The organism is Pseudomonas moraviensis subsp. stanleyae (genome assembly GCF_036283065.1).
GTDB lineage: Bacteria > Pseudomonadota > Gammaproteobacteria > Pseudomonadales > Pseudomonadaceae > Aquipseudomonas > Aquipseudomonas stanleyae.
In genome coordinates this window covers 158,915-184,006 of sequence record NZ_JAADJI010000007.1, presented here as the reverse complement: position 1 = coordinate 184,006, position 25,092 = coordinate 158,915, and the positions used below count along the sequence as shown (strand labels likewise).

General features: G+C 61.3%; 24 protein-coding genes. 10 read left to right on the top strand and 14 right to left on the bottom strand.

Annotation, left to right across the window (positions count from 1 at the left end; all coding sequences use genetic code 11):
* The first annotated feature begins 95 nt into the window (after window positions 1–95).
* The 5 genes from GXB78_RS14370 to GXB78_RS14350 all read left to right on the top strand — a co-directional run bounded on the left by GXB78_RS14370 (window position 96) and on the right by GXB78_RS14350 (window position 3,596).
* Window positions 96–1,586, top strand: a complete 1,491-nt coding sequence (locus GXB78_RS14370; protein ID WP_329515843.1) for an RNA polymerase factor sigma-54 — start codon at window positions 96–98, stop codon at window positions 1,584–1,586.
* Window positions 1,587–1,659: 73 nt separating this feature from the next.
* Window positions 1,660–1,968 (top strand): ribosome hibernation-promoting factor, HPF/YfiA family, encoded by a 309-nt coding sequence (gene hpf / locus GXB78_RS14365; RefSeq protein WP_007912419.1) that lies wholly within the window; start codon window positions 1,660–1,662, stop codon window positions 1,966–1,968.
* A gap of 12 nt (window positions 1,969–1,980) precedes the next feature.
* The gene (gene ptsN, locus GXB78_RS14360; protein ID WP_039759380.1) at window positions 1,981–2,445 is read left to right on the top strand and encodes a PTS IIA-like nitrogen regulatory protein PtsN; all 465 of its coding nucleotides are present in this window, start codon (window positions 1,981–1,983) and stop codon (window positions 2,443–2,445) included.
* Between the two features lie 2 nt (window positions 2,446–2,447).
* Window positions 2,448–3,305 (top strand): RNase adapter RapZ, encoded by an 858-nt coding sequence (gene rapZ, locus GXB78_RS14355; RefSeq protein ID WP_042608760.1) that lies wholly within the window; start codon window positions 2,448–2,450, stop codon window positions 3,303–3,305.
* A gap of 15 nt (window positions 3,306–3,320) precedes the next feature.
* Complete coding sequence (locus GXB78_RS14350; RefSeq protein ID WP_137215498.1) at window positions 3,321–3,596, top strand: HPr family phosphocarrier protein; 276 nt, start codon at window positions 3,321–3,323, stop codon at window positions 3,594–3,596.
* Between the two features lie 66 nt (window positions 3,597–3,662).
* Here the strand turns inward: GXB78_RS14350 and GXB78_RS14345 are convergent, their stop codons facing one another.
* The 6 genes from GXB78_RS14345 to pmbA all read right to left on the bottom strand — a co-directional run bounded on the left by GXB78_RS14345 (window position 3,663) and on the right by pmbA (window position 9,030).
* A complete protein-coding gene (locus tag GXB78_RS14345; protein WP_329515842.1) occupies window positions 3,663–4,556 on the bottom strand; it encodes a ZIP family metal transporter in 894 nt (297 codons plus the stop codon).
* A 29-nt stretch (window positions 4,557–4,585) separates the two neighbouring features.
* Window positions 4,586–5,197 carry a superoxide dismutase gene (locus tag GXB78_RS14340; RefSeq protein WP_329515841.1) on the bottom strand — a complete coding sequence of 204 codons (612 nt, stop codon included), beginning with the start codon at window positions 5,195–5,197 and terminating at the stop codon, window positions 4,586–4,588.
* 1 nt (window position 5,198) lies between these two features.
* Entirely contained in the window at window positions 5,199–5,639 is a 441-nt protein-coding gene (locus GXB78_RS14335) for a hypothetical protein (RefSeq protein ID WP_329515840.1), read from the bottom strand.
* A gap of 27 nt (window positions 5,640–5,666) precedes the next feature.
* Window positions 5,667–7,043: a class II fumarate hydratase gene (locus tag GXB78_RS14330; RefSeq protein ID WP_329515839.1), complete on the bottom strand. Its 1,377-nt coding sequence runs from the start codon at window positions 7,041–7,043 to the stop codon at window positions 5,667–5,669.
* Entirely contained in the window at window positions 7,024–7,431 is a 408-nt protein-coding gene (locus GXB78_RS14325; protein ID WP_329515838.1) for a FagA protein, read from the bottom strand. The genes GXB78_RS14330 and GXB78_RS14325 overlap by 20 nt, the downstream gene beginning before the upstream one ends.
* Window positions 7,432–7,683: 252 nt before the next feature.
* Entirely contained in the window at window positions 7,684–9,030 is a 1,347-nt protein-coding gene (gene pmbA, locus GXB78_RS14320; RefSeq protein ID WP_042608767.1) for a metalloprotease PmbA, read from the bottom strand.
* Between the two features lie 108 nt (window positions 9,031–9,138).
* Between pmbA and yjgA the strand changes: the two genes are divergently transcribed.
* Window positions 9,139–9,663, top strand: coding sequence for a ribosome biogenesis factor YjgA (gene yjgA, locus GXB78_RS14315; protein WP_042608768.1), 525 nt, complete (start codon window positions 9,139–9,141; stop codon window positions 9,661–9,663).
* Between the two features lie 51 nt (window positions 9,664–9,714).
* Here yjgA and tldD read toward each other — a convergent pair whose 3' ends face one another.
* The 8 genes from tldD to mreB form a co-directional block, all read right to left on the bottom strand.
* Entirely contained in the window at window positions 9,715–11,157 is a 1,443-nt protein-coding gene (gene tldD, locus GXB78_RS14310; RefSeq protein WP_329515837.1) for a metalloprotease TldD, read from the bottom strand.
* Window positions 11,158–11,161: 4 nt separating this feature from the next.
* Entirely contained in the window at window positions 11,162–12,022 is an 861-nt protein-coding gene (locus GXB78_RS14305) for a carbon-nitrogen hydrolase family protein (RefSeq protein ID WP_329515836.1), read from the bottom strand.
* Window positions 12,023–12,154: 132 nt separating this feature from the next.
* Window positions 12,155–15,958, bottom strand: coding sequence for a YhdP family protein (locus GXB78_RS14300; RefSeq protein WP_329515835.1), 3,804 nt, complete (start codon window positions 15,956–15,958; stop codon window positions 12,155–12,157).
* Window positions 15,959–16,033: 75 nt separating this feature from the next.
* Window positions 16,034–17,491, bottom strand: coding sequence for a ribonuclease G (gene rng / locus GXB78_RS14295; protein ID WP_329515834.1), 1,458 nt, complete (start codon window positions 17,489–17,491; stop codon window positions 16,034–16,036).
* Window positions 17,492–17,549: 58 nt separating this feature from the next.
* Window positions 17,550–18,146: a Maf family protein gene (locus GXB78_RS14290; RefSeq protein WP_329515833.1), complete on the bottom strand. Its 597-nt coding sequence runs from the start codon at window positions 18,144–18,146 to the stop codon at window positions 17,550–17,552.
* 37 nt (window positions 18,147–18,183) lie between these two features.
* Window positions 18,184–18,675, bottom strand: coding sequence for a rod shape-determining protein MreD (gene mreD, locus GXB78_RS14285; RefSeq protein WP_042608773.1), 492 nt, complete (start codon window positions 18,673–18,675; stop codon window positions 18,184–18,186).
* Window positions 18,675–19,781 carry a rod shape-determining protein MreC gene (mreC, locus tag GXB78_RS14280; RefSeq protein WP_329515973.1) on the bottom strand — a complete coding sequence of 369 codons (1,107 nt, stop codon included), beginning with the start codon at window positions 19,779–19,781 and terminating at the stop codon, window positions 18,675–18,677. Before mreC ends, mreD begins: the two co-directional genes overlap by 1 nt.
* A 305-nt stretch (window positions 19,782–20,086) precedes the next feature.
* Window positions 20,087–21,124 (bottom strand): rod shape-determining protein MreB, encoded by a 1,038-nt coding sequence (gene mreB / locus GXB78_RS14275; RefSeq protein WP_002555108.1) that lies wholly within the window; start codon window positions 21,122–21,124, stop codon window positions 20,087–20,089.
* Window positions 21,125–21,335: 211 nt separating this feature from the next.
* Here mreB and gatC point away from each other — a divergent pair, with 211 nt between their 5' ends.
* The 4 genes from gatC (at window position 21,336) to GXB78_RS14255 (ending at window position 25,072) form a co-directional block, all read left to right on the top strand.
* On the top strand, window positions 21,336–21,623 hold the full coding sequence (gene gatC, locus GXB78_RS14270) for an Asp-tRNA(Asn)/Glu-tRNA(Gln) amidotransferase subunit GatC (RefSeq protein WP_024011606.1): 288 nt from the start codon (window positions 21,336–21,338) through the stop codon (window positions 21,621–21,623).
* Between the two features lie 16 nt (window positions 21,624–21,639).
* The gene (gene gatA, locus GXB78_RS14265; RefSeq protein ID WP_150742786.1) at window positions 21,640–23,091 is read left to right on the top strand and encodes an Asp-tRNA(Asn)/Glu-tRNA(Gln) amidotransferase subunit GatA; all 1,452 of its coding nucleotides are present in this window, start codon (window positions 21,640–21,642) and stop codon (window positions 23,089–23,091) included.
* A 10-nt stretch (window positions 23,092–23,101) separates the two neighbouring features.
* Entirely contained in the window at window positions 23,102–24,547 is a 1,446-nt protein-coding gene (gene gatB / locus GXB78_RS14260; RefSeq protein ID WP_329515832.1) for an Asp-tRNA(Asn)/Glu-tRNA(Gln) amidotransferase subunit GatB, read from the top strand.
* Window positions 24,548–24,700: 153 nt separating this feature from the next.
* A complete protein-coding gene (locus GXB78_RS14255; RefSeq protein ID WP_042608775.1) occupies window positions 24,701–25,072 on the top strand; it encodes a septal ring lytic transglycosylase RlpA family protein in 372 nt (123 codons plus the stop codon).
* Window positions 25,073–25,092 lie beyond the last annotated feature (20 nt).

The following is a 25,092-nucleotide window of genomic DNA, read 5'->3' as shown; positions in this document are numbered from 1 at the left end:
TCAGTTTCAGGCATATAATTTGCTTAAGTTTGGCGCTTCGGCGCCCTGTAGTGGATGGCGCAAAGCGCCGGCGAATAAGGTGTTAAGCCCCTGCCATGAAACCATCGCTAGTCTTGAGAATGGGCCAGCAGCTGACGATGACACCGCAGCTGCAACAGGCCATCCGCCTGCTCCAATTGTCGACCCTGGACCTGCAACAGGAGATCCAGGAGGCGCTGGAATCCAATCCGATGCTCGAACGCCAGGAAGAAGGCGACGACTTCGACAACGCCGATCCCTTGGCCGACAGCGCCGAACAGAAGCCTGCCGAAATCCAGGAACCCTCCTACCAGGAAACCGCCCCGACGGTGGACAACCTCGAGGATGGCGAATGGAACGAGCGCATCCCCAACGAACTGCCGGTGGACACAGCCTGGGAAGACGTCTACCAGACCAGCGCCAGCAGCCTGCCCAGTAGCGATGACGATGAGTGGGATTTCACCACCCGCACGTCCCCCGGGGAGAGCCTGCAGAGCCATCTGCTCTGGCAACTGAACCTGGCGCCGATGTCCGACACCGATCGCCTGATCGCCGTGACCCTGATCGATTGCATCAACAATCAGGGCTATCTGGACGAAACCCTCGAAGAAATTCTTGAAGCGTTCGATCCGGAACTGGACATCGAGCTCGACGAGATCGAAGCCGTCCTGCATCGCATCCAGCAATTCGAACCCGCCGGAATCGGTGCGCGCAACCTCAGCGAATGCCTGCTCCTGCAACTGCGCCAGTTGCCCGCCAAGACGCCGTGGCTGACCGAGGCCAAGCGTCTGGTCGCCGATTACATCGACTTGCTGGGCAGCCGTGATTACAGCCAGTTGATGCGTCGGATGAAGCTCAAGGAAGACGAGCTGCGCCAGGTTATCGAACTGGTGCAGAGCCTCAATCCGCGTCCGGGCTCGCAGATCGAATCGACCGAAGCCGAATACGTCATTCCTGACGTGATCGTGCGCAAGGACAACGAGCGCTGGCTGGTCGAACTGAACCAGGAATCGGTGCCACGTCTGCGCGTCAACGCCCAGTACGCCGGTTTTGTGAAGCGCGCCGACACCAGCGCCGACAACACTTTCATGCGCAATCAGTTGCAGGAAGCCCGCTGGTTCATCAAGAGCCTGCAGAGCCGCAACGAAACACTGATGAAAGTGGCCACGCAGATCGTCGAACATCAGCGCGGTTTCCTCGAATACGGCGACGAAGCGATGAAACCGCTGGTACTGCATGACATCGCCGAAGCGGTCGGCATGCACGAATCGACGATTTCCCGAGTGACCACGCAAAAATTCATGCATACCCCGCGCGGTATTTATGAGCTGAAATACTTTTTCTCCAGCCACGTCAGCACCTCCGAAGGCGGCGAATGCTCGTCCACGGCGATTCGCGCGATCATCAAGAAACTGGTCGCGGCGGAAAATCAGAAAAAGCCGTTGAGTGACAGCAAGATCGCTGGTTTACTGGAGGCACAAGGCATTCAGGTGGCTCGCCGCACCGTCGCCAAGTACCGCGAATCCCTCGGAATCGCGCCTTCGAGCGAACGCAAGCGGTTGATGTAAGCCACGTTACAGCGTTCCAGTGGCAGGCTTTTCGGCCTGCCGCTTTATGCACTGGCAACGAAGGAGAAGCTGTATGCAAGTCAACATCAGTGGACACCAACTGGAAGTGACCCAACCTCTGCGTTCCTACATCGAGGAAAAACTCCAACGACTGGAGCGACATTTCGACAAGATCACCAACGTGCAAGTCACGATGTGCGTCGAAAAGCTGAAGCAGAAGATCGAAGCCACCTTGCATATCCCCGGCAGCGAAGTGGTCGCCAACGCAGAAGATACCGACATGTATGCTGCGATCGACTCACTCACCGACAAGCTGGATCGCCAACTCAAAAAGCATAAGGAAAAGACCCAGAGCCTCCTCCAGGGCGCAACCGGTCGTTAACACCCCTATCCCATGATCCGACTTGAAACCATCCTGACCCCCGGCCGTTCCCAGGTGAACGCGCCGGGCGGCAGCAAGAAAAAAGCCCTCGAACAGATTGCCAACCTGATCCACCGCGAAGTGCCGGATCTGGCGATGCAGGATGTTTTCGAGGCGCTGATCGCCCGTGAAAAACTCGGTTCCACCGGTTTTGGCAACGGCATCGCCATTCCCCACTGCCGCCTCAAGGGCTGCACGGCGCCCGTCAGTGCCCTGCTGCACCTCGAAGCCCCGATCGATTTCGACGCCATCGACGGCGCCCCGGTTGACCTGCTGTTCGTGCTGCTGGTCCCGGAGGCCGCGACCGACGCGCATCTGGAATTGCTACGCCAGATCGCCAGCATGCTCGACCGCAAGGAAGTGCGCGAAAAGCTGCGCAGCGCCGCGAGCAACGAAGCCTTGTACCAGGTTGTACTGGACGAGCAGAACGGGCACTAATCATGCGTTTGATCATTGTCAGTGGCCGTTCGGGCTCAGGTAAAAGTACCGCCCTGAATGTCCTTGAGGACAACGGCTACTACTGCATCGACAACCTGCCGGCCGGCTTGCTGCCGGAACTGGCCGAGCGCGCGTTGATCCACACTGAACTGGCGCAGCCGCTGGTTGCCGTGTCGATCGATGCACGCAACCTGCCGAGCCATCTGTCTCGTTTCCCGGAATTGCTCGAAGACGTGCGGGCCAAGCATATCAAGTGCGATGTGCTCTATCTGGACGCCGACGAAGAAACCCTGCTCAAGCGTTTTTCCGAGACCCGTCGTCGTCACCCGTTGAGCAACGCCAATCGCTCCCTGGCCGAAGCCATCCACGATGAAAGCGCCCTGCTCGGCCCGATCGCCGATCTGGCCGACCTGAAAATCAACACCACCCACCTCAATCTGTATCAACTGCGCGATACCCTGAAGTTGCGCCTGTTGAATCAGCCGGAGCCTGGTACGGCGTTTCTGGTCGAGTCGTTCGGCTTCAAGCGCGGCATGCCGGTCGATGCCGATCTGGTTTTCGACGTACGTTGCCTGCCCAATCCGTACTGGAAACCGGAGCTGCGCGCGCAGTCGGGGCTCGATGCCCCAGTGGCCGAGTACCTGGCGGAACAGCCGGACGTCGAAGAAATGTATCAGGACATCTACGCCTACCTGAACAAGTGGCTGCCACGTTTCGCCGCCAGCAACCGCGCCTACGTCACCATTGCCATTGGCTGCACCGGCGGGCATCACCGCTCCGTCTACCTGACCGAACGCCTGGGTCAGGCCCTGCAGAAAACCCTGAAGAACGTCCAGGTTCGCCACCGCGACCTCACCTAAAGGATTCACACCGCGATGCCTGCTCGTGAAATCGAAATCATCAATAAGCTGGGTCTGCATGCCCGGGCATCGGCCAAGTTCGTCGGCGTGGCCGGCAAGTTTCCGGAGACTACGATAAGAGTCGGTCGCACGCCCGAGACAACGGTAGATGGTAAAAGCATCATGGCGATGATGATGCTCGCGGCGGGCAAGGGCACCAAAATCCATTTGAGCACCGAAGGCGAACAGGCTGAGGAAGCCATGGACGCCTTGGTCGAACTGATCAACAACTACTTCGACGAAGGTGGCTGACAGCCAAAGTCAAAAGATCGCAGCCTTTGCAGGATCTGCCGCAGGCTGCGATCTTTTGATCTTCTTTCAACCCAACGCCGTATCCATCACCATCATCAGACAAAACCCGATCAGCAAACCAAGACTCGCCAGCTTGTCATGCCCATGACGACGCGATTCCGGAATCACTTCGTGAGTCACCACCAGCAACATCGCCCCGGCCGCCAGCGCCAGCCCCAGTGGCAACAGCACTTGAGCCAGACTGACCAGCCACGCGCATAACAACGCGAACACCGGTTCGACCAGCCCTGACGCCGCGCCGATCAGAAATGCCCTGACTCGCGACATCCCCGCCCCGGCCAGCACCAAAGCAATCACCAGACCTTCCGGCACATCCTGCAAAGCGATGCCCATTGCCAGACTGTCGGCGTCTGCCATGCCGCCACCGGCAGACACGCCGACCGCCATGCCCTCCGGAATGTTGTGCGCGATGATGGCGAACACGAACAGCCAGATTCGCGGTGGAATCACCGGACGCTCGAGCGTGCCGACGAGCATCTCCGGCGTGGCACCGGAAACCCTGCGATCCACCAGATACAGGCCGAAGGCGCCGAGCAGGATGCCAAAGCAGATCAAACCACTGGCGGCCCATGGCGTCAGGCCAAGACTCTCAGCCGCAGCAATCCCCGGCACGATCAACGAAAACGCCGTCGCCGCCAGCATCACCCCGGCACCAAATCCCAACAAGGTGTCGCTGAGCGCCTGCGGCATGCGCCGAATGACCAGCACCGGCACCGCGCCGAGCGCCGTGCCGAGAGCGCAAATGGCGCCGCCCTGCAACGCGCGCAGCAGCCGCGGTTCCAGATTCAGCCATTGCAAACCGTGGGCGACCAGCAGAGTCATCCCCGCCAACAGCAACAGCGAGCCCACCGCGTAACGAAACATCCGCCCGCTGCCAATCGCCAGTGTTTCCGTGCCCATAGTCAGCCCTGATTGTTTTTATTGAAGGCTTAAACCAGTGCGGCCTGATAGCGCGCAGCAACTTCCGGCCAGTTGATCACGTTGTAAAACGCGTTGATGTATTCCGGACGACGGTTCTGGTAGCGCAGGTAGTAAGCGTGCTCCCAGACGTCGAGCCCGAGGATTGGGGTATTGCCGTTCATCAACGGGCTGTCCTGGTTGCCGCTGCTTTCCACGATGAGCTTTTTCTCCGGGGTCACGCTGAGCCAGGCCCAGCCGCTGCCGAAACGGGTCAGCGCGGCTTTGGTGAACGCTTCCTTGAAACTGTCGAGTCCGCCGAGTTGCTCGTCGATGGCCTTGGCCAGCGCGCCGGCGGGCTTGCCGCCGCCGTTGGGCACCATCACTTCCCAGAACAGCGAATGGTTGGCGTGGCCACCGCCCTGATTGATCACCGCCGCGCGAAGTTTTTCCGGCAATTGCTCAACGCTGGCGACGAGTTTTTCTATCGGCCACTCTGCGAACTCGGTGCCTTCCACGGCGGCGTTGAGGTTGTTGATGTAGGTCTGGTGATGCTTGGTGTAATGGATCTCCATAGTCTGCGCATCGATATGCGGTTCGAGGGCATCGTAGGCGTAAGGCAAGACAGGCAAGGTAAAAGCCATTTCAATGAACTCCGTGGTGATGGGTGACTATGGCGCGGCGGGCATTGCCGGTGTCCGGATGCAGCAGGCGCTGGGTCCGTGGGTATTCGCCGTGCTCGCTGATGAAATTCAATAGTTCGACGTAGGTCTTGCTGCTCTGGCGCAACGCCGCCTCACGCAGCGCCGGGCGCAGGCGTTCGTCCTGCATGGTCTGCAACAAGCGTTGATGGATAGCGCACAGGTATTCGGCGCTCTCCTCCGGTTGATTCAGGCGCAAATGCAGGTCGGCGAGGTTGTGATGCGAGACGACGCAGGCCGCCACCGCTTCGTCGGCATCCGCCCAGCGTTCGAACAGCACTTGCGCCAGGGCCAGCGCTTGCAGGTAAGCCTCGCGGGCGTCGATCAGCTCGCCCAACATGAAGCAGCGATTGGCCCGTTCGATCGTGCGTTTCCAGTGCTCCATGGTGAACCTCCAAAGCGGTTGCGGGGTTTATACGCCGCCGGCGGTGAGTTTCTCGGGGTTGAGCAACTCTTCCAGTTGGCTGCGCGACAGGTCGGTGTGTTCCAGGGCGACGTCGATCACCGCGCGGCCTTCCTTGTAGGCCTGCTTGGCGATGTCGGCGGCTTTCTGGTAGCCGATGATGGGGTTGAGGGCGGTGACCAGAATCGGGTTGCGCGACAACGCTTCCTGCAAGCGCGATTCGTTGACCTTGAAAGTAGCGATTGCCTTGTCACCAAGCAGGCGGCTGGCATTAGCCAGCAGTTCGATGCTGCTCAGCAGGTTGTACGCGATAATCGGCAGCATCACGTTCAGTTCAAAATTGCCGGACTGGCCGGCGACGGTGATCACCGAGTCGTTGCCGATCACCTGCGCGGCGACCATGGCGGTGGCTTCCGGAATCACCGGATTGACCTTGCCGGGCATGATCGACGACCCCGGTTGCAGCGCTTCCAGTTCGATTTCGCCAAGACCGGCCAATGGACCGGAGTTCATCCAGCGCAGGTCATTGGCGATTTTCATCAGTGACACGGCGGTGGCCTTGAGTTGGCCGGAGACAGCGACGGCGGTGTCCTGCGAGCCGATCAGGGCGAACAGATCCTTGCCCGGGCTGAATTGCACGTCGGTCAGTTGGCTGAGATGCCGACTGAAGCGCGCGGCGAATTCTGGATGCGCATTGATCCCGGTGCCCACGGCGGTGCCGCCCTGCGCCAGCGCTTGCAGGCTCGGCAGCAAATCCTGCAGATGCCCGATATTGGCCTTGAGCTGCTGTGCCCAGCCGTTGAGTACCTGGCTCATGCGCACCGGCATCGCGTCCATCAGATGGGTGCGACCGGTTTTGACATGGTGATGCACCTGCCCGGCCTTGCGCTCGATGCCCTGGACCAGATGCAACAGCGCCGGAAGCAGTTGTTCATGCAGCGCCAGCGCGGCGCTGACGTGAATGGTGGTCGGGATGATGTCGTTGCTGCTCTGCCCGCAATTGACGTGATCGTTGGCATTGACCGGCTCGCCGAGCATGCGGCTGGCCAGTGTGGCGATCACTTCGTTGGCGTTCATGTTCGAGCTGGTACCGGAACCGGTCTGGAAGATATCCACCGGAAAATGCTGCATGAAGTCGCCTTCGAGCAGGCCTTGCGCGGCATCGCTGATGGCTTTGCCCTGGGCTGCGCTGATCTGGTTCAGCTCGACGTTGGCCCGGGCCGCGGCGGCTTTGGCAAGGATCAGCGCGCGAATGAATTGCGTCGGCATCGGCTTGCCGCTGATCGGGAAGTTGTCCACGGCGCGCTGAGTCTGCGCGCTATAGAGCGCGTCCACCGGCACCTGCAATTCGCCCATGCTGTCGCGCTCAATACGTGTCTTGGTCATTCGAGTGTCCTTGCAGCAGATCAATGAGAGGAATCGACGGTTGCAACTCGCAGGTGGCGAGCTGCCAGGTGTAGCGTTGCCAGCGCTGCAACCGGCATTGGCACAGCGACAGGCGCTCCATTTCGCGCAATGGGCGCCAGGCTTGATCGAGACAGACGCTGCGCCAGTGCCACGGCAGCGCGATGTCGGTGGCGGTATCGAGCAGCAGGCGGAAAGACGTTTCAGCGACGATCCACGGCGAAGTCGTCGTGCAACAGGACAGATAACGCCCTTCGGCGAGGTAATGTTCGATCAGGCGCGGTTCGTCAGGATCCAGCGCGCAACGGATCTGGCGGCTCATCCAGCGCCAGCTTTCGAGGTAGGGCTGCTCGTGCAAGGCAGAACTCATGATCCGGGACTCGTTCGGAGATGAGATTCATTATTAGATGATAATGAGAACCAAAACAAGCGAGCGAGTTTGCGCTGTTCACTTGTGGGAGCGAGCCTGCTCGCGAATGCGCTGTGTCAGTCAGCACATCTGCAACTGATCCACCGCTTTCGTGAGCAGGCTCGCTCCCACAGGGGATTTGTGCGAAGCGAATAAAAAAGGCGCGCCATCCAGAACGGATGGCGCGCCTTTTTTTGTTGGCGGATTCGCGGCTTAGCTGCCGGCGACAGTCATCCGTTCGATCAACACTGAACCCGTACGAATGTTGCTGCGCAGCTCCAGATCATTACCCACCGCGACAATCTGCTTGAACATGTCGCGCATGTTGCCGGCGATGGTCACTTCCTGCACGGCGAACTGGATTTCGCCGTTCTCGACCCAGAAACCCGCGGCCCCGCGCGAGTAGTCGCCAGTGACCATGTTCAGGCCATGGCCCATCAGCTCGGTAACCAACAGACCGCGGCCCATGCGCTTCAACAGCGCGGCCTGATCCTCGTCGCCATGGGTGACGAACAGGTTGTGCACGCCGCCCGCATTGGCGGTGCTCGGCATGCCCAGTTTGCGCCCGGAGTAGGTGCCGAGGATGTACGAGACCAATTCGCCCTTCTCGACGAACGGTTTTGCGTAGGTCGCCAGGCCGTCACCGTCGTAGGAAGCACTGCCCATCGCGCGCATCAGATGCGGTCGCTCATCGATGGTCAGCCATTCCGGGAACAGCTTCTGCCCCAGAGTGCCTTCAAGAAACGACGATTTGCGATACAGGCTGCCACCGGAAACTGCCGAGAGGAAGCTGCCGAACAGGCCGCCCGCCAGCTCCGCGGAAAACAGCACCGGCACTTCGCAGGTCGGCACCGGACGCGCGCCCAGACGGCTCGCTGCGCGTTGCGCGGCACGCTGGCCGATGCTCACCGGATCGGCGAGCAGACTGCCCTGACGATTGACGTCATACCAGTAATCGCGCTGCATCTGGCCGTCGGCTTCAGCGATCATCACGCAACTCAGGCTATGCCGGGTCGACGCGTAACCGCCGATAAAACCGTGACTGTTGCCGTAAACGCGGCAACCCTGATGGGTGCTGAGGGTGGTGCCGTCGGCGTTCTTGATCCGCGCATCGGCGTCGAACGCCGCGGCCTCGCAGAGCAAGGCTTTCTCGATGGCTTGCTCCGGAGTGATGTCCCACTCGTGAAACAGGTCGAAATCCTGCACGTCCCTGGCCATCAGCGCCGCATCGGCGAGGCCCGAGGCTTCGTCCTCGGAAGTGTGCCTGGCGATGGCCAGCGCAGCTGCGACCGTTTCACGAATCGCCTCAGGGCCAGTGGCCGAGGTGCTCGCCGAGCCCTTGCGCTGGCCGACGTAAAGGGTGATGCCAAAACCCTGATCACGGTTGAATTCAACGGTTTCAACCTCGCGCTGCCGCACCGAGGTCGACAACCCCTGCTCCAGCGACACCGCGACTTCACAGGCGCTGGCGCCCTGGCGCTTGGCTTCGGCGATGATCTGCTCGACCTGTTCTTGCAGTGCCGGCAATGCCTGCGGGCCGACGCTTTGAACTGCACTCATGCTCATCTCCACTCAAATTCTGCTTTCGGCTGGGGTCATCGAGCGACCGGGCCGGACAAGCGGCCCCCGACTGGTTATCATGGCGGCGTTTCTTTGCGGACTGCCACCATGGTTGATTCTTACGACGACTCCCTCGATACGGGAGAAAAAAGCAAATCTCAGGTCAAACGCGAGTTGCATGCGCTGGTTGACCTCGGTGAGCGCCTGACCACACTCAAGCCTGATCTGGTCGCCAAACTGCCGTTGACCGACGCTTTGCGCCGGGCACTGGCCGATGCGCCCAAGCACACCGCGAACATCGCGCGTAAACGGCATTTGCAGTTCATCGGCAAACTGATGCGCGATCAGGACACTGACGCGATTCTGATTCTGCTCGATCAACTCGATGCCTCCACTCGCCAGTACAACGAGCGTTTCCATAATCTGGAACGCTGGCGTGACCGCCTGATCGCGGGCGATGACGCCGTGCTGGAGAAATTCGTCGTCGAGTACCCGGACGCCGATCGCCAGCAATTGCGTTCCCTGATCCGTCAGGCCCAGCATGAGGTTGCGCAAAACAAGCCACCTGCTTCGAGCCGCAAGATCTTCAAATACATTCGGGAGCTGGACGAGACTCAACGCGGCCTGCGTTGAAAATCGCCACCGGGTGGCCGTGCTGCGCGCCACCCGAAAGCCCCACTTCTCTTATGCGCCCGTGCCACCCACGGTAATCGCATCGATTTTCAGCGTTGGCTGGCCGACACCCACCGGCACCGACTGCCCATCCTTGCCGCACGTACCCACACCGCTGTCCAGCGCCAGATCGTTACCGACCATCGACACCCGGCTCATCGCCTCGGGGCCGTTGCCGATCAACGTCGCGCCTTTGACCGGCGCGGTGATCTTGCCGTCCTCGATCAGATACGCCTCGCTGGTGGAGAACACGAACTTGCCGCTGGTGATGTCGACCTGACCGCCGCCGAGGTTGGCGCAGTAGATGCCCTTCTTCACCGAGGCGATGATTTCCGCCGGGTCGCTTTCACCGCCAAGCATGTAGGTGTTCGTCATGCGTGGCATCGGCAGATGCGCATAGGATTCGCGGCGACCGTTACCGGTGCGCGCCACGCCCATCAGCCGCGCGTTGAGCTTGTCTTGCATGTAGCCTTTGAGCACGCCGTTTTCGATCAGCGTGGTGCACTCGGTCGGCGTGCCTTCGTCATCGACGCTCAGCGAGCCGCGACGGCCGCTCAAGGTGCCGTCATCGACGATGGTGCACAGCTTGGAGGCAACCATTTCGCCCATGCGCCCGCTGTAGGCGGAGCTGCCCTTGCGATTGAAATCGCCTTCCAGACCGTGACCGACCGCTTCGTGCAGCAGCACACCAGACCAGCCGGAACCCAGCACCACCGGCAAGGTACCGGCCGGCGCGGGAATCGCTTCCAGATTGACCAGTGCCTGGCGCAGCGCTTCGCGGGCGTAACCCATCGCACGGTCCTCGGCGAGGAAGTAGCGGTAATCGGTACGCCCACCGCCGCCGTGCCCGCCGCGTTCGCGACGGCCATTCTGTTCGACGATGACGCTTACGTTGAAACGCACCAGTGGCCGCACGTCAGCGGCCAGGCCACCGTCGGTGGAGGCGACCAGAATCCGCTCCCAGACCCCGGCCATGCTCACGCTGACCTGCTGAATCCGCGGATCGAGTGCACGGGTGGCGACGTCGATGCGTTTGAGCAACTCGACTTTTTCCGCGCGGCTGAGCACTTCCAGCGGGTTATCCGGTGCATACAGTTGCGCGACATCCTGGCTGCTGAACGCCTGCACGGTGCCGTTCTGGCCGGCGCGGGAGATCGAGCGCGCGGCACGGGCGGCTGCGCCCAGGGCCTCGAGGGTGATCGCGTTGCTGTAGGCAAACCCGGTTTTCTCACCGGACTGCGCACGCACGCCAACACCTTGATCGAGGTTGAAGCTGCCTTCCTTGACGATGCCGTCTTCCAGCGCCCACGACTCGGAGATCTGGCCCTGGAAATACAGGTCGGCGGCATCGATGCCCGGCCCGGCCAGATCGCCGAGCACGCCTTGCAGGCTCTCGATCGTGACACCGCCGGGTGCCAACAGGTGATCACTGACTGAGGACAACAACTCGCTCATAGGTTTACGCCTTAAATTCGTGTTCTGAAGCAGGCCGCTGGGCGCCCTGCGAGAAAAACCGCCGATGACGCGTCACCGGCATGCGCGCCCGGATGGACGCCTGTTCATCGCTGTCGCGGGCGGCCAACAATACCGCCTCGCCTTGATCCTGCTGGGCCAGCACGCGACCCCACGGATCGACAATCGCCGCATGCCCGAAGGTTTCCCGCGGCCCCGGATGATTGCCGCCCTGTGCGGCCGCCAGGATATAACACTGTGTTTCGATGGCCCGTGCGCGGATCAAAACATCCCAATGCGCGGCGCCGGTCACGGCAGTAAACGCCGACGGTGCGGTAATCAACTCGGCTCCGGCGGCGCGCAATTCGCTGTACAGCTCCGGGAAGCGCAAGTCGTAACACACGCTCAGACCGACGCGCCCCACCGGCGTATCTGCCACCACTACATTACCGCCATAAGCATAGTCATCGGATTCCCGGTACCGGCCGCGATTGTCCGCCACGTCGACATCAAACAGATGCAGCTTGTCATAGCGCGCGACGATTTCGCCGTGTTCGTTGATCAACAGCGAGCAGGCATTGGCCTTGGCCGAGGGCTGACCCAGCGGTGGCAACGGCAATGTGCCGGCGACTATCCATAAGGTGAGGTCACGGGCGGTCTGTTTCAACCAGGGCAGGATCGGCCCGCCGCGCAAGGCCTCGGCGCGGCCGATATCGGCAACGTCGCGACGGCCCATGGCGGCGAAGTTTTCCGGTAGCACCGCGAGTTTCGCCCCGGCGGCGGCCGCCTGCTCGAGCAGGCGTCGGGCCTGGGCCAGATTGGCCAGCACGTCGCTCTGGCTGACCATTTGAATCACCGCTAAAGACATGGCCGCTCCTCGGGATTTACGCAGAACTGTGTTGGAGCTGCCGAAGGCTGCGATCTCTTGATCTTGATCTTCAATAACAAGATCAAAAGATCGCAGCCTTCGGCAGCTCCTACACGGGGTAGTGTCTGCTAGTTAAAAAGGCTTGTCGAAGGTGATTTTCGGCTCTTTCCATGGGCCTGTGACGGTGTACTTGACGCTGGCGAAGCGCGCCACGCGGTCGCCGATCAGCTTGTCGATGAGGAACAGCGCGCCGCCGACCGCCGGTGCGCCGACGAGCAGCGCGGCGATCGGCAGGTTGTTGGTCACCGGCAGCGTGACCAGCAATTTCGCATCGACCTTGTCATCGACCATATTCAGCGTGCCATCCAGCTCAAGGTTGCTCGAAGGCCCGGTCAGGCGAATCGGCTCTTGCGTAACGTAGACACCATTATTCGCCACCAGCAAACCTTTGACCCGGTCGTAGCTCAGGCCTTTGCCAAACAGGTCGGAGAAGTCCAGACGCAGACGCCGGCCGATCGAGTTGAAGTTGAGCAGGCCGAACACCCGTAGCGCCTGGGCGCCGCCCTCCACTTCGACGAACTGGCCCTTGTTCAGCGAGGCGTCGAGGGTGCCGGAGAAGCGCTTGGTCGCCAGCCATGCCGGCGAGCCCGGCCAGCGGCCGTCAACATCCATGTGGAATTCCTGGCTGGTCACGCTCGGCGCGAAGCCCCAGCCCTTGAGCACGTCAGCCAGATTCTTGCCGCCAATGCGGCCCTTGTACCAACTGCTGGTCGCCCCCGGCGTGCCCTCCCAGCCGCCATTGCCTTGCAGGAGGATGCCCTTGAGGCCCATGTCGAGGTTGTTCAGGGCGATGCCTTTGGCGGTCGGCCGTACTTTCAGCGACCAACCGCCAACCAGATCGGGACCGAGGAACAACTGATTGAGGGTGATATCCAGTGCCGGGATTTTCGTCGGATCGACCGATGCCAGTGGATCCGGCGCGTTTTCGTCAGCCTGCACCGCCGGGTCCGGCGCCGGCAGTTTCACGTATTGCAGGTTTACCGCGATCGGCACGCCCTTGGCGTCCGGCAGGCTGGCGCTGCCCTTGGCCTGCTGGCTGTCGAGCGCCAGATTCCACGCGCCGGGCTTGCGATTGATCTGCACCGAGGCCTGATCCAGCGTGGTACCGAACGCAGTCAGTTTGCCGACCTTGACGTCAGCGCTGCTGAGCAACTGTTTGGCGCTGCCGCCTGGATCCTGCCCGGCGTATTTATTGGCCAGATCCTGCCACGGCGCCACGTCCAGCTCCGACAGCACGCCGCGAATCCGCAGGCCCTTGGCGCCCGGCAATACCGCGTCGCCAGCGCCGAGAAACAGCTCGCCACGGCCATCGGCGAAATTGCTCGGTGGCGCGGCAAAGGTGAAACTGGCCAGTTGGCCGTAATTGGCCCAGTAACGCCGCTCCTGCCCTTGCAGGGTCATGCGGAACACCGTGTCCCGACCGACATCGGCGGCCATGCCGAACGGCGCCGGCAAATCCACCGCCACGCCTTTGAGGCTGGAACTGACCATCAATTGACTGTCGGCGCCTGCGAGATTCAGCTGCAACTGATAAGGAATGGTCCCGGATACCGGCAGCGGCTGGGTCACGCCCAACCAGTCAGTGAGCTTTTTCACTTCGACCTGCCCCGACGCCGCCACCCGAGTCTTGATCTGGTTGGGGCTGCCATCGGCGAAGATCTGCGCAGTGACCGGTTTGTCGAAGGCTCGCGCAGAAATGTTCTGGCCGCTGAGGCCTTTGTTACTGTCGAAGCGGAAATCGCCTTTGAGCTGGCTCAGTTCCAGCTTCGGCTCGGCCAGTTTCAGCCGCGCATTGGAGGTCTTGAAGTCGACGAGGATTTTCGGCTGCTCGCCCTTGGCCAGCGGAATATCCAGTTTGAGCTTGCCGTTGAGATCGCCAGCGCCTTCCCAACCGGCAAAGGTCTCGCCAGTGCCGATCGGCGCATCCTGAAGAATCTTCAAGCCATCGCCCAGGCCACCGGCAAACGCGCCATCGAGGAACAGATGGGAGTTCTGCCCGGCCGGTACATGAGGAATATTGACGAAAACATCGCTGACTTGGGTGTCGAGCAACTGGCCCTTGCTGGCCCAGATGCGCACGCCGCTGTCCTCGATGAATACGTCGCCGCTGACCTTGCTCACATGCGGCCAGCCCGGCTGAAAGGCCAGTTCGGCGTCATGTACTTTGAAGAACAGACTGATGCTGCGATCAGCGTCGCCGGCGTTCTTGCTCAGCGAGCCCTGATACTGGAAGAAGCCCTGATCCACCGCGCCTTTGAGGATCGCCGTGCGCAGCCATTCATCAAGCGCCGGGCTCAACACGGCTGGCAGGTATTTGGCGGTGTAGCGGCCGTCGCCATCGACCAGGCCGACGCGCAGGTCCATGTAGTCTTCCTGGCTATGGTCGAAGTGCAGGCGGATGAGGAAGTCGCCGGCAATCCTGCCCTCCTCGCCCAGCACCTTCAGGTACGGCGCAATCAGGGTGAAGCCGTCCTTGTCGAGCTTCCAGGTCAGGCGCGCATTGGCCTGCAGGTATTGCCATGGCTTGGCGAAAATCGGATCGAGGTGCAGGACGAAGTCCTTGCTGTCGAGGCGCAACTCGCCGCCGTCGAGATTGCCACTGAGGCTGCCGCTGACATTTCGCGCCGCCGGAGCGCCGTGGTAAGCGTCGAAACCGACGTTATCGAGGTTGGCGGCAAAGCCGAATTTGCTGCCATCGGTAGCGGTCGGACGGAAATCCAGCAGGACATTGCGCAGGCCGCCAGTCACTTTCAAGCGTTCAACCACTGTGGCAAAACTCTGCGGCAACGGCCCCAGCGCATTGAGCAGCGGTGTAATCGGGGTCAGATCGAGGCGATCGGCCTGCAAATGCCAGAGCTCTTCCGCCTTGGCGCTGGCGCGAGTCTGTTGTATCTGCACGCGGGATTCCCAGCGGGTTTCGCCGAAGCTCATTGCCAGTGAATCGAGGGTGACGTTCGCGCCCTCGGCACTGTTGCGGTAATAGGCGTTGAGCGCCAGATTGTTGATCTGGATCGGCTTGCGCTCGGCGTAGGCGCCGGTGACCTGAGGTGCATTCAGGCGCAACGCAGCGCTTTGCAGGGTGCCTTCGGCCCAATCGACCCAGAGTTCGCCGCCGGCCTTGATCTCGGAAAAATTCCATTGCTGGGTCAGACGCTCGGGGAGCCATTTCGACCAGTCGCTCTGTGGCAGGCTGGCATAACCCTCGATGGCGCTGTTCTGCCACTGGTCAGGACGCAGCTGACTGCGCAGGCTCAGCGCGACGGGCTGGCCATCGGGCAAGGTCAGACGCGCGTCAAGACGCTGGCGACTGGCGCCGGTACGCAGATTGAGGCCGACATAGGTGAGCGTCATCGGCGGGTGATCGAGCGGTTGCAGGGTCACCTGGCTGTCGAGCACCGACAATTGTTTGATCATCTGCGAGCGCTGGAACAGTTGCGCCGCATCGAACGGTTGGTCCTTCTGCACCGGCAGACCTTCCAGCGCCCAAGTGCCGTCTTCGGCTTCCTTGAGGCTGATCTTCAAACCGTTGAGTTCGATATGCGCGAGGCGCACTTCGCGGGCGAGCACGCTGGCCCACAGATCCGGCACCACCCGCACACGATCGAGGCGCAGTGCGTTGGTGCCGTCACCAAGCATCACGTCATGGGCCAGCAGGATCGGCGCGAAGCCGCTCCAGTTGCCTTCCAGCTCACCGATCTGCAAGGGCATGCCAAGAGCGGCGCTGGCCTTGTCTTCGATGTCGGCGCGGTATTCCGCCACCAAAGGGGTCAGCTCGCGGCCGAGGCTGACGTACAACGCCATCAACACCAGAACCAACGCGCACAGGCCCAGCCCCCAGCGGGTGAGTGCGGCCAATATGCGTGTCAGACGCTCCATGTCAGTTGGCTCCCATGGCAAAAAAACTGCGAAAAGCTGAGGCCAGCCGCGTTGAATGAATGGTGCTGCAGGGCTTCAGAGCAGCACCACGTCATATTGTTCCTGGGAATACATGGTTTCCACCTGGAAGCGTATGGTGCGGCCGATGAAGCCTTCAAGCTCGGCGACGTTACCGGACTCTTCGTCGAGCAGACGGTCGACCACTTTCTGGTTGGCCAGCACCCGGTAACCCTCGGCCTGATAGGCCCGGGCCTCGCGCAGAATCTCGCGGAAGATCTCGTAACAGATGGTTTCAGCGGTCTTCAGTTTGCCGCGTCCCTGGCAACTGCTGCACGGCTCGCACAGCACCTGCTCAAGACTTTCGCGGGTGCGCTTGCGGGTCATTTGCACCAGGCCCAGTTCGGTGATGCCGATGATGTTGGTCTTGGCGTGATCGCGCTCCAGCTGTTTTTCCAGAGTGCGCAAGACCTGACGCTGGTGCTCTTCATCTTCCATGTCGATGAAGTCGATGATGATGATCCCGCCAAGATTGCGCAGACGCATCTGCCGGGCAATCGCCGTGGCCGCTTCGAGATTGGTCTTGAAAATGGTTTCTTCGAGGTTGCGATGACCGACGAACGCCCCGGTGTTGACGTCGATGGTGGTCATGGCTTCCGCCGGATCGATCACCAGATAACCGCCGGACTTCAGCGGCACCTTGCGCTCCAGCGCACGCTGGATTTCGTCTTCGACACCGTAGAGGTCGAAGATCGGTCGCTCACCCGGATAGTGTTCCAGACGATCGGCGATTTCCGGCATCAGTTCGGCGACGAACTGCGTGGTTTTCTGGAAGGTTTCCCGCGAGTCGATGCGGATCTTCTCGATCTTCGGATTGACCAGATCGCGCAGGGTGCGCAGGGCCAGGCCGAGGTCTTCGTAGATCACGCTTGGCGCGGCGATGGTCTTGATCTGTTCGTTGATCTGGTCCCACAGGCGCCGCAGGTAACGGATGTCCATAAGGATTTCGTCAGCGCCGGCGCCTTCAGCGGCCGTGCGCAGAATGAAGCCGCCGGCTTCCTTGATGCCTTCTTTGGCCACGCAATCACTGACCACCTGCTTGAGGCGCTCACGTTCGGTTTCGTCTTCGATCTTCAGGGAAATGCCGACGTGGGCGGTGCGCGGCATGTACACCAGATAACGCGAAGGAATCGACAGTTGCGTGGTCAGGCGTGCGCCTTTGGAGCCGATCGGGTCCTTGGTGACCTGCACCACCAGGCTCTGACCTTCGTGCACCAGCGAACTGATGCTTTCCACCGCAGGACCTTCACGCAGGGAGATTTCGGCGGCGTGAATGAATGCGGCGCGATCGAGGCCGATGTCGACGAATGCCGCCTGCATGCCCGGCAGGACGCGGACAATCTTGCCTTTATAGATGTTGCCGACGATCCCGCGTTTCTGCGTGCGCTCGACGTGGACTTCTTGCAGCACACCGTTTTCGACCACCGCCACGCGCGACTCCATCGGCGTGATGTTGATCAGAATCTCTTCACTCATGGCAGGATCTCGTTCAGGCATGTTCACGATAGTGGCCGCATCTGGATTCGTACGACGCTCAGGGCGTGTTCAGGTTTTGCCAACAGGGTATGCCGAAATGGCCCAACACCTCGCAGGTTTCGCACAGCGGCAGGCCGACCACCGCCGAATAGCTGCCGTCGAGCCCGGCGACAAACACCGCACCAAGACCCTGAATGCCGTAACCGCCGGCCTTGTCACGCGGCTCGCCACTGGCCCAGTAGGCGCCGGCCTCATCGCGGCTGATCGCGCGAAAACGCACCCGACTGCGCACCACCCGCGACTCGCAGCGCTCGCCTTCAAGCACGGCGATGGCGGTCAGCACTTCGTGTTCGTTGCCGGACAACATCATCAGCATGGCGCATGCATCGGCTTCGTCCACCGGTTTGCCAAGAATTTTGCCATCGAGCACCACAGCGGTGTCGGCGCCGAGCACGCAGAATGGCTGGTCAGAAACGACCGAGCGGCGACCGGCCTCGGCCTTGCCACGCGCCAAGCGTTCGACATAGGCCGAAGGGGATTCTTCCGGGAGTGGGGTTTCGTCGATATCCGCGCTGATGGCGGAGAACTGCACGCCGATCTGCGTGAGCAATTCACGGCGACGCGGTGAGCCTGAGGCGAGGTAAAGCAGTTTCATCAAAACATCTCCCTGTTCAGTGCCCTGCTTCACCGGCTCAATAGATTCTGTAGCGTCGGCACATCCCGCGAAGGGCGAAGCTGACCCACGGCCAGAGCAAGGCACTGACCAGTGCCGGCAGGACCAACGCCAGAGTTGGCTGACGATTGCCGGTCAAAGCGCTGAGCCACAGTTGCGCCAATTGCGCGAGGCCGAAGATCACCAGGATCACCAGGCACTGCTGCCACATCGGGAACATGCGCAGACGCTGCTGCAACGACAGTACAAGGAATGTGATCAGGGTCAGGATCAGCGCGTTCTGCCCGAGCAGGTCGCCCTGCAGGACATCTTCGGCCAACCCCAGACAGAACGCGGTGACCATGCCGACCGTGTGCGGCATGTACAACGCCCAGAAAGTCACGAGCAAAGCCAGCCACAGCGGGCGAAGGATTTCCATGAAGATCGGCAACGGTGAAACGCTGAGCAGGATGCCGACGAAGAAGGTCAGCCAGATCATCCAGCCGTTTGCGGATTTTTTCGCGCCGACCATTATTCTCGTCCCCCGGTAGTCGCTGGCGGTTTCGCCGGTGGTTTGCTGGCGGCCGGTGGTTTGGCAGCGGCCGGAGCGGCAGCGGGCGGTTTGCTCGCGGCGGGCTTGGCAGGTGCAACGGCAGGCGCTGTGGCTTCGGCGGCCGGTGCTGATGATGTAGCGGTCGAAGGCGTGGCGGGCATGATCAACGGTTTCGGCACGCTGGCGGGCAACATCGGGCCACCGCCGTGGGCATCGAGCTGTTCCTGCGCCTGGGCCGCGTCATTGGCGCGCTCCTCGGCGGTGCGGCTGTCGCTGAACACCAGCAGCAGGTAGCGGCTGCGATTCAGGGCGGCGGTCGGCACGGCGCGGACAATGGCGAACGGCTGGCCGGAATCGTGGATGACTTCCTTGACCGTCGCCACCGGGTAGCCCGCCGGGAAGCGCTGGCCGAGACCGGAACTGACCAGCAGATCGCCTTCCTTGATGTCCGCCGTGTCGGCGACGTGACGCAATTCCAGACGTTCCGGGTTACCAGTGCCGCTGGCAATCGCGCGCAGACCGTTGCGGTTCACCTGCACCGGAATGCTGTGGGTGGTGTCGGTCAGCAGCAGGACTCGCGAGGTGTAAGGCATCAATTCGACCACCTGGCCCATCAGCCCGCGGGCATCGAGCACCGGTTGGCCGAGCACCACGCCGTCGCGCTCGCCTTTGTTGATGATGATGCGATGGGTGAAGGGGTTGGGGTCCATGCCGATCAACTCGGCCACTTCGACCTTTTCGTTGACCAGCGCAGAGGAATTGAGCAACTCGCGCAGGCGAACGTTCTGCTCGGTCAGGGCCGCGAGCTTTTGCATGCGTCCCTGCAACAGCAGGTTTTCGGTCTTGAGTTTTTCGTTTTCGGCGACGAGCTCGGTGCGGCTGCCGAACTGGCTGGCAACCCCTTCCCACAAGCGGCCGGGCAGGTCAGTGATCCAGTAGGCGTCCATGAGCACCAGCGACGCTTGTTTGCGCGCGGGCTTGAGCAGGTCGAAACGTGCATCGACCACCATCAGCGCGACCGCAAGCACGGCCAGCACCAACAGGCGCACGCCCAACGAAGGGCCCTTGGTGAAAAGCGGTTTAATAAGCCGCTCCTCCCAGGCAAATGTTCTGTTTATTCATACGGCATCAAACCGGCCTGGATGAAGACTGACAGAAGATAAACGCCAACAGGCAGCACTGCAAAGTGCTGCCTGTGCGTTCACCCACGTATTGCATTCGAAGCTTCAAATGGTGTGAAAGCGTAGCGAGCGACGGCAAGACAAGGCAAAAACAGGCGAGGAAGCGGAGTTTACGGGTTGTAAATGAGCATTCCGAGCCTGTTTTTAACGCAGTATTGCGCGCGTAAAGCCGAAGGCTCCCAGCCCTGAGTAGCTTTCACGCCGTTTGATTATTCGCTCGAAAGCAGGTCCATGGTGTGCTTATCCATCATTTCCAGCGCACGGCCACCGCCGCGAGCAACGCAAGTCAGCGGATCTTCGGCAACAATCACCGGCAGACCGGTTTCCTGGGCCAGCAACTTGTCGAGGTCACGCAGCAGCGCACCACCACCGGTCAGCACCAGGCCACGCTCGGCGATGTCGGAAGCCAGTTCCGGCGGCGATTGCTCCAGCGCGCTTTTCACCGCCTGAACGATGGTTGCCAGCGACTCCTGCAGAGCCTCGAGCACTTCGTTGGAGTTCAGGGTGAATGCGCGTGGAACGCCTTCGGCCAGGTTGCGACCGCGAACATCGACTTCGCGCACTTCGCCGCCCGGGTAGGCAGTACCGATTTCCTGCTTGATGCGCTCGGCGGTGGATTCACCGATCAGGCTACCGTAGTTGCGGCGCACATAGGTGATGATCGCTTCGTCGAAACGGTCGCCGCCGACACGTACGGATTCGGCGTAAACCACACCGTTGAGGGAGATCAGGGCGATTTCAGTGGTACCACCACCGATGTCCACGACCATCGAACCGCGCGCTTCCTCAACCGGCAGACCGGCACCGATCGCAGCGGCCATCGGCTCTTCGATCAGGAACACTTCACGGGCACCGGCGCCAAGGGCCGATTCACGGATGGCGCGACGCTCAACCTGGGTGGACTTGCATGGGACGCAGATCAGCACACGAGGGCTGGGCTGCAGGAAACTGTTTTCGTGAACCTTGTTGATAAAGTACTGCAGCATCTTTTCGCAGACGCTGAAGTCGGCGATCACGCCATCCTTCATCGGACGAATGGCAGCAATGTTGCCCGGCGTACGGCCGAGCATGCGCTTGGCCTCGGTGCCGACAGCGACGACACTTTTCTGGTTACCGTGTGTCCGAATGGCCACAACCGATGGCTCATTCAGGACGATACCGCGCTCGCGCACGTAAATAAGGGTGTTGGCAGTGCCCAGGTCAATGGAAAGATCGCTGGAAAACATGCCACGCAGTTTCTTGAACATGGGAAAGGGACCCTAGGCAACGCGTGGGTAAAAAAGTGCGGCAAACTCTAACAACGACAGGGATTTTGGGCAAGGCGCCAATATGTTAAATTGGCCGCTTTTCTGTGCACCAAGCCCCACAATCGCGGCCTTATGACCGTAGAAGTGCGGTAGTGTTCCGACAATCTAACACACGGACGCCGTCCGTTCTGTTTTCCACTGGAGAATCCCGATGGCGCTAGAACGCTCCGACGTGGAAAAAATCGCGCACCTGGCCTGCCTTGGCCTCAACGATGCCGATCTTCCGCACATTACTTCCGCCCTCAACAGCATTCTCGGGCTGGTCGACGAAATGCAGGCCGTTGATACCGACGGTATCGAGCCGCTGGCCCACCCCCTGGAAGCCAGTCAGCGCCTGCGCGCCGACGTGGTGACCGAGACGAATAATCGCGAGGCCTACCAGTCCATCGCACCAGCGGTCGAAAACGGCCTGTATCTGGTTCCGAAAGTCATCGACTAAAGGGAAAGAGCCTGCAATGCATCAAATGACTCTGGCCGAGATCGCCCGCGGTCTCGCCGATAAAAAGTTTTCCTCCGAAGAGCTGACCAAAGTCCTGCTGGCGCGTATTACCCAGCTCGATCCGCAGCTCAACAGTTTCATCAGCCTCACCGAGGACCTGGCCATCGAGCAGGCGAAAGCCGCCGACGCACGCCGGGCCAATGGTGAGAGCGGCGCCCTGCTCGGCGCGCCGATCGCCCACAAGGACCTGTTCTGCACCCAGGGCATCCGCACCAGCTGCGGCTCGAAGATGCTCGACAATTTCAAGGCTCCATACGACGCAACCGTAGTCGCGAAACTGGCTGCTGCCGGCGCGGTGACCCTGGGCAAGACCAACATGGACGAATTCGCCATGGGTTCGGCCAACGAGTCGAGCTGGTACGGCGCGGTGAAAAACCCGTGGAACCTGGAACACGTACCGGGCGGTTCGTCCGGTGGTTCCGCCGCCGCTGTGGCCGCGCGCCTGCTGCCTGCCGCCACCGCAACCGACACCGGCGGCTCGATCCGTCAGCCGGCGGCGTTCACCAACCTCACCGGCCTGAAACCTACCTACGGTCGCGTCTCGCGCTGGGGCATGATCGCCTACGCCTCCAGCCTCGATCAGGGCGGCCCGTTGGCGCGCACGGCCGAAGACTGCGCGATCCTGCTGCAAGGCATGGCCGGCTTCGACCCGAACGATTCCACCAGCATCGACGAGCCAGTGCCGGATTACTCCGCCGGCCTGGGCGATTCGCTGCAAGGCCTGCGCATCGGCGTGCCGAAGGAATACTTCAGCGCCGGTCTCGACCCGCGCATCGCCGAGCTGATCCAGAACAGCATCCAGCAGCTTCAGAAGCTCGGTGCGGTGATCAAGGAAATCAGCCTGCCGAACATGCAGCACGCGATTCCGGCCTACTACGTGATCGCCCCGGCAGAAGCCTCCTCGAACCTCTCGCGTTTCGACGGCGTGCGTTTCGGCCATCGCTGCGAGAACCCGGAAAACCTCATCGACCTGTACAAACGCTCCCGTGGCGAAGGCTTCGGCGCGGAAGTGCAGCGCCGGATCATGGTCGGTGCCTACGCGCTGTCCGCCGGTTACTACGACGCCTACTACCTGAAAGCGCAGAAGATCCGTCGTCTGGTGAAGAACGATTTCATGGCTGCCTTCAATGAAGTCGACATCATTCTCGGCCCGACCACGCCGAACCCGGCGTGGAAACTCGGCGCGAAGAACAGCGACCCGGTCGCTGCCTATCTGGAAGACGTCTACACCATCACCGCCAACCTCGCCGGCCTGCCGGGCCTGTCGATGCCGGCCGGTTTTGTCGACGGTCTGCCAGTGGGCGTGCAGTTGCTCGCGCCGTACTTCCAGGAAGGCCGCCTGTTGAACGTTGCCCACCAGTATCAGCTCAACACTGACTGGCACACCCGCACCCCAACCGGCTTCTGAGGAGACACACATGCAATGGGAAGTCGTGATCGGGCTGGAGATTCACACTCAGCTCACCACCCGGTCGAAAATCTTTTCCGGTAGTTCCACCACGTTCGGTTCCGAGCCGAACACCCAGGCCAGCCTGATCGACCTGGGCATGCCCGGCGTGCTGCCGGTGCTCAACCAGGAAGCGGTGCGCATGGCGGTGATGTTCGGTCTGGCGATTGACGCCGAGATCGGCCAGCACAACGTGTTCGCCCGTAAGAACTACTTCTATCCGGACCTGCCGAAGGGCTATCAGATCAGCCAGATGGAATTGCCGATCGTTGGCAAGGGCCACCTGGACATCGCCCTCGAGGATGGCACGGTCAAACGCGTCGGCATCACCCGTGCCCACCTGGAAGAAGACGCCGGCAAGAGCCTGCACGAAGAATTCAACGGCGCCACCGGCATCGACCTGAACCGTGCCGGCACGCCGCTGCTGGAAATCGTTTCCGAGCCGGACATGCGCAGCGCCAAGGAAGCCGTGGCTTACGTCAAGGCCATCCACGCGCTGGTGCGTTACCTGGGCATCTGCGACGGCAACATGGCCGAAGGTTCGCTGCGTTGCGACTGCAACGTCTCGGTGCGCCCGAAAGGCCAGGTCGAGTTCGGCACCCGCTGCGAGATCAAGAACGTCAACTCGTTCCGCTTCATCGAGAAGGCGATCAACTCGGAAGTCCAGCGCCAGATCGAGCTGATCGAAGACGGCGGCAAAGTGATCCAGCAGACCCGCCTGTACGATCCGAACAAGGACGAGACCCGTCCGATGCGTTCGAAAGAGGAAGCCAACGACTACCGTTACTTCCCCGATCCGGACCTGCTGCCGGTGGTCATCGAAGAGTCGTTCCTCGGTGAAGTGCGTGCGACCCTGCCGGAACTGCCACCGCAAAAGCGCGAACGCTTCCAGAGCCAGTTCGGTCTGTCGGCCTACGACGCCAACGTGCTGGCGACAAGCCGTGAACAGGCGGACTACTTCGAGAAAGTCGCGGCCATCGGTGGCGACGCGAAACTGGCGGCGAACTGGGTGATGGTCGAGTTGGGCAGCCTGCTCAACAAGCAGGGCCTGGACATCGAGGATTCGCCAGTGTCCTCCGAGCAACTGGGCGGCATGCTCCAGCGCATCAAGGACAACACCATCTCCGGCAAGATCGCCAAGGTTGTGTTCGAAGCGATGGCCAATGGCGAAGGCAGTGCTGACGAGATCATCGAAAAGCGCGGCCTCAAGCAGGTCACCGACACTGGCGCAATCTCCGCCGTGCTCGACGAAATGCTCGCAGCCAACGCCGAACAGGTCGAACAGTACCGCGCGGCAGACGAAGCCAAACGCGGCAAGATGTTCGGCTTCTTCGTCGGCCAGGCCATGAAAGCCTCCAAAGGCAAGGCCAACCCGCAGCAGGTGAACGAACTGCTGAAAAGCAAGCTCGAAGGCTGACCACAAATGGAGCCAGCCGCAGTCATGACTGGCTCCGATCCCTGTGGGAGCGAGCCTGCTCGCGAAGGCGCCCTGACATCCAACATGGATGTTGAATGTAATGGCCTCTTCGCGAGCAGGCTCGCTCCCACATTTGTATCCGGGAAACCTTGAATGAAGCGTCTGTTTTTGAGCAGCGCCCTGCTCTCCCTGCTGGCCGGTTGCGCCAGTACCGACACCATCGACCCGCACGGTTACGACCAGACCGGCGTCGCCTCCTACTATGGAGCCAGACACCACGGTAAACGCACCGCCAGCGGCGAGGCGTTCAACCAGCATTCCCTGACCGCCGCCCACCGCCAGTTGCCGTTCGGCACGCGGGTGAAGGTCACCAACTTGAAAAACGACGAATCGGTCGTGGTCCGCATCAATGACCGTGGCCCGCACACCCGTGGCCGACTGATCGATCTGTCGCGCGAGGCCGCCGACGAGATCGGCATGCTGCGCAGCGGCACCGCACGGGTTCGCGTGCAGGCCCTGGACTGATGGAGCGCCGACCATTTTCG

What these genes read in the sequence shown, in the direction of transcription:
- GXB78_RS14305 (WP_329515836.1), bottom strand. Translation starts at nt 12,022, where the DNA reads ATGTCTTTAGCGGTGATTCAAATGGTCAGCCAGAGCGACGTGCTGGCC.
- GXB78_RS14335 (WP_329515840.1), bottom strand. Translation starts at nt 5,639, where the DNA reads ATGGAGCACTGGAAACGCACGATCGAACGGGCCAATCGCTGCTTCATG.
- GXB78_RS14330 (WP_329515839.1), bottom strand. Translation starts at nt 7,043, where the DNA reads ATGACCAAGACACGTATTGAGCGCGACAGCATGGGCGAATTGCAGGTG.
- rapZ (WP_042608760.1), top strand. Translation starts at nt 2,448, where the DNA reads ATGCGTTTGATCATTGTCAGTGGCCGTTCGGGCTCAGGTAAAAGTACC.
- gatB (WP_329515832.1), top strand. Translation starts at nt 23,102, where the DNA reads ATGCAATGGGAAGTCGTGATCGGGCTGGAGATTCACACTCAGCTCACC.
- GXB78_RS14290 (WP_329515833.1), bottom strand. Translation starts at nt 18,146, where the DNA reads ATGAAACTGCTTTACCTCGCCTCAGGCTCACCGCGTCGCCGTGAATTG.
- gatA (WP_150742786.1), top strand. Translation starts at nt 21,640, where the DNA reads ATGCATCAAATGACTCTGGCCGAGATCGCCCGCGGTCTCGCCGATAAA.
- pmbA (WP_042608767.1), bottom strand. Translation starts at nt 9,030, where the DNA reads ATGAGTGCAGTTCAAAGCGTCGGCCCGCAGGCATTGCCGGCACTGCAA.
- GXB78_RS14370 (WP_329515843.1), top strand. Translation starts at nt 96, where the DNA reads ATGAAACCATCGCTAGTCTTGAGAATGGGCCAGCAGCTGACGATGACA.
- tldD (WP_329515837.1), bottom strand. Translation starts at nt 11,157, where the DNA reads ATGAGCGAGTTGTTGTCCTCAGTCAGTGATCACCTGTTGGCACCCGGC.
- ptsN (WP_039759380.1), top strand. Translation starts at nt 1,981, where the DNA reads ATGATCCGACTTGAAACCATCCTGACCCCCGGCCGTTCCCAGGTGAAC.
- GXB78_RS14255 (WP_042608775.1), top strand. Translation starts at nt 24,701, where the DNA reads ATGAAGCGTCTGTTTTTGAGCAGCGCCCTGCTCTCCCTGCTGGCCGGT.
- GXB78_RS14300 (WP_329515835.1), bottom strand. Translation starts at nt 15,958, where the DNA reads ATGGAGCGTCTGACACGCATATTGGCCGCACTCACCCGCTGGGGGCTG.
- yjgA (WP_042608768.1), top strand. Translation starts at nt 9,139, where the DNA reads ATGGTTGATTCTTACGACGACTCCCTCGATACGGGAGAAAAAAGCAAA.
- mreD (WP_042608773.1), bottom strand. Translation starts at nt 18,675, where the DNA reads ATGGTCGGCGCGAAAAAATCCGCAAACGGCTGGATGATCTGGCTGACC.
- rng (WP_329515834.1), bottom strand. Translation starts at nt 17,491, where the DNA reads ATGAGTGAAGAGATTCTGATCAACATCACGCCGATGGAGTCGCGCGTG.
- mreB (WP_002555108.1), bottom strand. Translation starts at nt 21,124, where the DNA reads ATGTTCAAGAAACTGCGTGGCATGTTTTCCAGCGATCTTTCCATTGAC.
- hpf (WP_007912419.1), top strand. Translation starts at nt 1,660, where the DNA reads ATGCAAGTCAACATCAGTGGACACCAACTGGAAGTGACCCAACCTCTG.
- GXB78_RS14345 (WP_329515842.1), bottom strand. Translation starts at nt 4,556, where the DNA reads ATGGGCACGGAAACACTGGCGATTGGCAGCGGGCGGATGTTTCGTTAC.
- GXB78_RS14350 (WP_137215498.1), top strand. Translation starts at nt 3,321, where the DNA reads ATGCCTGCTCGTGAAATCGAAATCATCAATAAGCTGGGTCTGCATGCC.
- gatC (WP_024011606.1), top strand. Translation starts at nt 21,336, where the DNA reads ATGGCGCTAGAACGCTCCGACGTGGAAAAAATCGCGCACCTGGCCTGC.
- GXB78_RS14340 (WP_329515841.1), bottom strand. Translation starts at nt 5,197, where the DNA reads ATGGCTTTTACCTTGCCTGTCTTGCCTTACGCCTACGATGCCCTCGAA.
- GXB78_RS14325 (WP_329515838.1), bottom strand. Translation starts at nt 7,431, where the DNA reads ATGAGTTCTGCCTTGCACGAGCAGCCCTACCTCGAAAGCTGGCGCTGG.